Source organism: Methanoregula sp. (genome assembly GCF_049690535.1).
In the GTDB taxonomy this organism is placed as follows: domain Archaea; phylum Halobacteriota; class Methanomicrobia; order Methanomicrobiales; family Methanospirillaceae; genus Methanoregula.
The window spans coordinates 1-5,528 of record NZ_JBAVMX010000050.1; the positions used below are offsets into that span (position 1 = coordinate 1).

General features: G+C 54.0%; 6 protein-coding genes and 1 pseudogene. 3 read left to right on the forward strand and 4 right to left on the reverse strand.

Features of this window, described 5'->3' with window-relative positions:
* From WCE46_RS04025 to WCE46_RS04035, 3 genes and pseudogenes are all read left to right on the forward strand, one after another.
* Positions 1–224, forward strand: a pseudogene (locus WCE46_RS04025) (DNA mismatch repair endonuclease MutL); the annotation flags it as partial.
* A gap of 157 nt (positions 225–381) precedes the next feature.
* On the forward strand, positions 382–1,260 hold the full coding sequence (locus tag WCE46_RS04030) for an A/G-specific adenine glycosylase (RefSeq protein ID WP_424732412.1): 879 nt from the start codon (positions 382–384) through the stop codon (positions 1,258–1,260).
* Positions 1,261–1,410: 150 nt separating this feature from the next.
* Positions 1,411–1,944: a hypothetical protein gene (locus WCE46_RS04035; RefSeq protein ID WP_424732413.1), complete on the forward strand. Its 534-nt coding sequence runs from the start codon at positions 1,411–1,413 to the stop codon at positions 1,942–1,944.
* A 125-nt stretch (positions 1,945–2,069) separates the two neighbouring features.
* On the opposite strand, the gene WCE46_RS04040 is transcribed toward WCE46_RS04035, so the two are convergent.
* The 4 genes from WCE46_RS04040 to WCE46_RS04055 all read right to left on the reverse strand — a co-directional run.
* Entirely contained in the window at positions 2,070–3,791 is a 1,722-nt protein-coding gene (locus tag WCE46_RS04040) for a sensor histidine kinase (RefSeq protein WP_424732414.1), read from the reverse strand.
* Between the two features lie 294 nt (positions 3,792–4,085).
* On the reverse strand, positions 4,086–4,262 hold the full coding sequence (locus WCE46_RS04045) for a hypothetical protein (RefSeq protein ID WP_424732415.1): 177 nt from the start codon (positions 4,260–4,262) through the stop codon (positions 4,086–4,088).
* A gap of 52 nt (positions 4,263–4,314) precedes the next feature.
* The gene (locus tag WCE46_RS04050) at positions 4,315–4,920 is read right to left on the reverse strand and encodes a cobalt-precorrin-7 (C(5))-methyltransferase (RefSeq protein WP_424732416.1); all 606 of its coding nucleotides are present in this window, start codon (positions 4,918–4,920) and stop codon (positions 4,315–4,317) included.
* Positions 4,917–5,528 (reverse strand): cobalt-precorrin-5B (C(1))-methyltransferase (locus tag WCE46_RS04055; protein ID WP_424732417.1); only part of this gene is annotated, 612 nt, incomplete at its 5' end. The genes WCE46_RS04050 and WCE46_RS04055, both read right to left, overlap by 4 nt.

Here is a 5,528-nt window from a genome sequence, read left to right on the forward strand (position 1 = left end):
TGAGCAGCGATCCCACCCGGCCGGTGAGCGATCGCGAGCGGATCACCCGGGTTATCGCCTGCCGGAGCGCAATAAAAGCAGGCACCGTCTGCACGCTGGAGCAGTGCCAGCGTATCGTAAACCAGCTCCGGGCTACCGAGAGCCCGTTTACCTGCCCGCACGGACGTCCGACCATGGTCCGGTTCTCCCGGGCGAAGCTGGACGAGATGTTCAAGCGGACGTGAGAAAAAGGAGTTCATGGGATCGACAGTGTACCGGTTTTGATCGGTTCTCTCCGTTGTTTCCGGCGGATATGCCCCGCATGCCGCCTTCCTGCAGCAATCCCAATTTTTATCTCATACTCCGGACGACACCGTACGAATACATAGTTCCCCTGCACCCATGAAAACCACCACGCAGATACACCTCGATCTCCCCGGGCCGTCCCGCTCCCGCGACCCGCCGACCGATGAGGCCATTGCGGAATTCCAAACGCAGGTGCTCTCGTTCTACAAGCGCCACGGCCGGCACGACATGCTCTGGCGCCACACAGACGACCCGTACCGGATCCTCGTTTCCGAGATCATGCTCCAGCAGACGCAGGTGGAACGGGTCACGGTGAAATATCCCGCCTTCATCCAATCGTTCCCGGACGCTGTCGCGCTCGCCAGCGCTCCGCAGAGCGCCGTAATCGCGGCTTGGCAAGGCATGGGCTACAACCGCCGTGCTATCGCGCTGAAAAAATGTGCAGAAAAGATGGTAAACGAGTACGGCGGGACTCTCCCCCGCGACCCGGAGGTGCTCGCGGCATTTCCCGGCATAGGCCCGGCGACCGCATCGTCCATCTGTGCGTTCGCGTTTAACCTGCCGGTCGTCTTTATCGAGACCAATATCCGCCGGGTCTTTATCCATTTCTTTTTCCCGGGCACGGAGGCAGTGACCGATAAGGAGATCCTGCCCCTTGTCGAACGGGCGCTCGACCGGGAAAATCCCCATGTCTGGTACTGGGCGTTAATGGACCTTGGGACAGATCTCAAGAAGCGCGTGCCAAACCCGAACCGGAAGAGCACAGGTTACACGAAGCAGGCCCCATTTGAGGGATCGGACCGGAGGATCCGGGGGATGATCCTGAAATTTTTGATCGGGAAATCTCCTGTAAGAGAAAATGCAATTCTCGATCATGTGCGTGAGGAGCCGGCTCGGGTGAACCGGCTCCTTCTGGCTCTTGAGAAAGAGGGTTTTATCCGGAAAAGCCGGGCCGGATACCGGCTGGCGGATTAGGGAATGGTTCCCCGCTCCTAGATACCCGGGAGGAAATGGCAGTCCGAATTCCCGGGTCCCCGTAAATCTCGAAGCCGTGTGCCATGCAGGCCCTGCCCTCATCATCACATTGATATTATCCTTTTTCCCAATCATCCTGCAAGGAAGATTATGCCGGATTTAAAGGATATCCCGGATGCCGTGCGGTGGCGGTATGCTGCAGAGTGCGCCGCGACGCTTCCCACGCTCTATGATATCGCGTTCAGGGAGACGCTTGGGAAAAAGTATGATGCACTCGAACAGGAGATATGGATGGAACTTGCACGCCAGGTTCAGACCATCGTCAATGACTGCTCCCTTCCGGTTCGGGATGCACCTGAGATCGCGCGGAGTGTGCAGATCGCAACCATTATCCTCTTCGGGCCTGAGTATGGCGGAGAAACCATCGGATTGTCTGAGGATGGGGCGGTCGTCATTGTCAAACGCTGTCCTTTCCTGAGCCATGGCCACACGCTTGCAACTGATTATGAGCATGTATTTTCACGGTGCATGGCGCTCGTGCTCAGTGCAGTCCCGCTTCTCAACAAAAACTACACAGCCCGGTTCGTGCGTACCATGTGCACTGGTGACCGGCAGTGCGAGATCAAAATTGAGAAAAAGCCGGAACCAGAGAAGAAAACAGGGCAGGCTGACGAGAAGAAGTAACGCTGATGGAAATTTGGTTTCGGCTGCAATACACACTGTCCTGCCGGCCTGGAAGTATTATCCATGGGCCTGCCCGGTTAATCCTGGTTTTTAGACCTGCTGCCCTGCAAAAAATGTCCTGCAAATCACGGGAACCGGAATTTTCCGGGAGGAATGCGGATCTCGAACCTTGCTCCCTGCTGCCAGGTCCCGGTTTCCCGGATGGTAATCCCCGTAATCGACAGGATCTCCTTAATTAAGAACATTCCAAGACCGGTATGTTTCCCAAACCCCTTCTGGAATATCTTCTCCTTCTCTTCCGGTAAGACACCGGCACCGTTGTCTTCGTACATCAGGAACAGTACCGGATCATCCTTTTTTACCGATAACCGGATCTCTGATACACGCTCCCCGTGCCTGAGGGAATTGTCAATAAGGTTGTAGAAAACCTGCCCGAGCATGGAATCCGCAAGGATCTCGACATGGTTCGTCTCACAGGAAAAAACAATATTTTTCCCGGAAAATGATTCCACAGCCCGGGTAAATACCATACCAATATCCTGCCATTCGGGTTTTTTAAGGCCGAGATCCTGGTAATCCCGGGTAAATTCCAGCTGTTCCCGGATCACATCAAGGCTCTTTTTCATGGTACTTATATGGGTGGAAGCCACATGGTCGCGATTTTCATGGTCAAGCAATTCGAGGTGGAGATGGAGACCGGTTATCTGGTTGAGGATATCGTGGCGGGTGATATTTGAAAGCAGGACTAACTTATTGTTTGCCGCTGCGACGGCCTCCTCCGCATGCCTCTGCTCCGTGATATCATGGAAACTCCATACTCTCCCGATAATACGGTCACCGAGCCGCTGCGGGTGGACATAAAGTTCATAGATCCTGCCGTTCGTAAATGTCAGATTTGTCGTGACGACCTTCTCGGCAGACTCGGATAATGGTGTTATGAGCCGGAGAAACTCTTCAGGATCCGAGAGGAATGCAACAAGATGATCAGTACATGCTCCGTAATCCTCTGTATCACGGGAAGAATGCGCAGGAATGTTCAGAATCTGGGCTGCCCGTTGGTTATATTCTTGGATTATGCCGTCCTTATCCATGACAACGATACCATCCGCCGTTGCCTCGATCGTGGCCTTCTGGAGAGAGTTTGCCTGCCGGAGTTCGGCAGTCCGTTCCTGTACCAGCAGTTCGAGATGATCCTTGTGATCGTGGAGTTCCCGTTCAGCCTGCTTTTTACTGTCGATAAAACCGACGATGGAACCAAGAAGGATAGTACCTCCGATACTAAAGACGACAAAAGGTATTATAGAGAGGATTGAGGAAAAATAGGAGAGCGGGACGAGAGCAGGCTGGAGAGCGACGGACAGGACAAATGAATAACACTCGATAAGTGCGACACCCATGCCAAGAATGAAAAGCTGGACAAGAAATGACGCAGGGAAGTGTTTCCATGATCGACCAGCGTGAATGAGTGAGCCCAGCAGGATCCCACTCACGACAACGATCAGGAGATCCGTTGCTGCCAATGATCCGCTCGATGCAGCTGCACTACCCAAAAGAAAGATAATGGCAGCAACAGCAGCGGACACGGGGCCCCCGATAAACCCTGCAAGCGGGACAAGTATGATGTTAAACCCAAGGACTGGATTACCTGTTGCCTGCCAGAGTGCGGGAATGCTGATTGCAGCGGCGAGGCCAAAGATGCCGCCAACGCAGAGCGAAAAGGTAAGTTTCGATCGTGAAATAATGGAATCCGGGATGAAATTATAGAGCAGGACCAGTGTCGCGATGATCGCAAAATTTTGTATGGCTTCCCGCACGATATCCAGGGATATAACCGGCAGTTCGATCACTGGTGATCACCAGTTCTTTTTGCCGGGTACAAGCCAGCTCCGTCGCTTCCGTAGATCTCAAGGTGTTGCGGAAGAATCACGATTACCATTCAATACACATCCACTCATAATAAACTGGCGTCCCAAACACGGTAGTGTCTCCAGTTTTACGCGGGCAATTCCAGCTGTACAATGAAGTGCTCCTGAAAATCTTGAATTATTAAACCGCGTGTTAAAATCGATAAAAGTGTATGCGGAGAACCCATCCATCAGAGTGTTAAAAATATTGCCTGAAAAAAATCTGATCCGTTCCGGTTATCTCAGCAAGTACCCGATAACCATGCATACAATTCCCGGGTAAAAGATCACAGGGAAGTATTGCCGGATCTCATAGGGCACGAATTCCAGACCATTAAGCTCCGGTATGATCAGCATAATCAGGCCTGCAATAAAGAACAGGTAACTGAACTGGGTTTTTGTTGCCTTATCCATACAATTCCTCTCCTTTAAGGTACCCGGTCATAAAAGAAAAAACTTTGGCGCATCATCGCTTGATCGGTTCCCCGAAATGCCCGATCATGAGCGAATAGAGCTCTGCATCCGGCAGGGGCGGGGCGAGCAGGTCGTCAACGACAATTTTCTCGTCCGGGTAGCCAAGGTTTTCGCAGACCGCGATCTTTACCGGGACAGAAAGCCCCATCGCGGAGAGGCGGCGGTACAGTTCCGTCACATCGAATTTCGGATCGGCGATGAGAAAAACAATTTTTTCGTGCCTGAGTTCTTCAACCGTCTCCTGCATCGCTTTTTCGTGGCCCCTCCCGTGGGCGACGATAACGGCAATCTTTGAGAGCGGGATGTGCAGCCGGGCGGCGGCGACCTGGAGGGATGAGATGCCCGGCACTACTTCGCCGGACAGGTACCCGAGGCCGGCGAGCATCGGGTCCCCGGTCGAGAGGATAACAGCGGTCTCTGGCAGCTGCGAGAGGTTCCGGTAATCGCTGATGGAGCGTACAGTGCAGTTCTTCGGGATGATTTTTTGTACCATCTCGATCGCCCTGCTGGACCCGTAGATAAACCGTGCCGACCGGATCACCTGCGCTGCCTGTTCCGTGAGCATGCCCGGCCCGCACCCGACACCGACGATCTTCATGGACTCTCCCCGATTATTGTACCTTCCCGGTTCACAAGGACCACCCGTACTTTGGGATGTTCTTTTTTATACCCTGCAAGCACCGGTGCCGCAACCGGTAAAAATGCCGGCGATGCAGACAGTTCTTCCACGGTCGCGTACCCGGTACCATCAAGGATATGCGGATCGATATATTTTAGGATCAGTGCCGGGAGACCGCAGAGGATCACATCGCTCTTCGTGGCTGACAGGGCCTCCTTAATCCGGCCCCCGACAAGCACAATCTCGTGATCGGGAAAGAGCAGGCGAGAGTACCGGAGCCCGATACGGCCGGTCGTGAGGACGACCTTTTTTGCACCGGCGACCCGTACCTGCACCGATTCTTCCAGGTGATCGTCCCATGGTTCGACAAGCCCGGTCGACCCGAGCACCGAGATCCCGCCCTCAATCCCGACCCGGGGGTTGAGGGTCTTTTGTGCGACACCTGCCCCAAGAGGGATCGAGAGCGTGACGGTGGCCCCGGAAAGACCGGTATCATCGAGGGCTTCCTGCATGGATGCAAGGATACAGGAAAGCGGGGCATCGCTGATCGCGGGAGCACCTTTTTTATACCGTGGCGTGTCCCTAGC

Excerpts from the sequence above, each read along its gene's own strand:
- WCE46_RS04050 (WP_424732416.1), bottom strand. The coding sequence starts at position 4,920 with ATGAAGATCGTCGGTGTCGGGTGCGGGCCGGGCATGCTCACGGAACAG.
- WCE46_RS04035 (WP_424732413.1), top strand. The coding sequence starts at position 1,411 with ATGCCGGATTTAAAGGATATCCCGGATGCCGTGCGGTGGCGGTATGCT.
- WCE46_RS04045 (WP_424732415.1), bottom strand. The coding sequence starts at position 4,262 with ATGGATAAGGCAACAAAAACCCAGTTCAGTTACCTGTTCTTTATTGCA.
- WCE46_RS04030 (WP_424732412.1), top strand. The coding sequence starts at position 382 with ATGAAAACCACCACGCAGATACACCTCGATCTCCCCGGGCCGTCCCGC.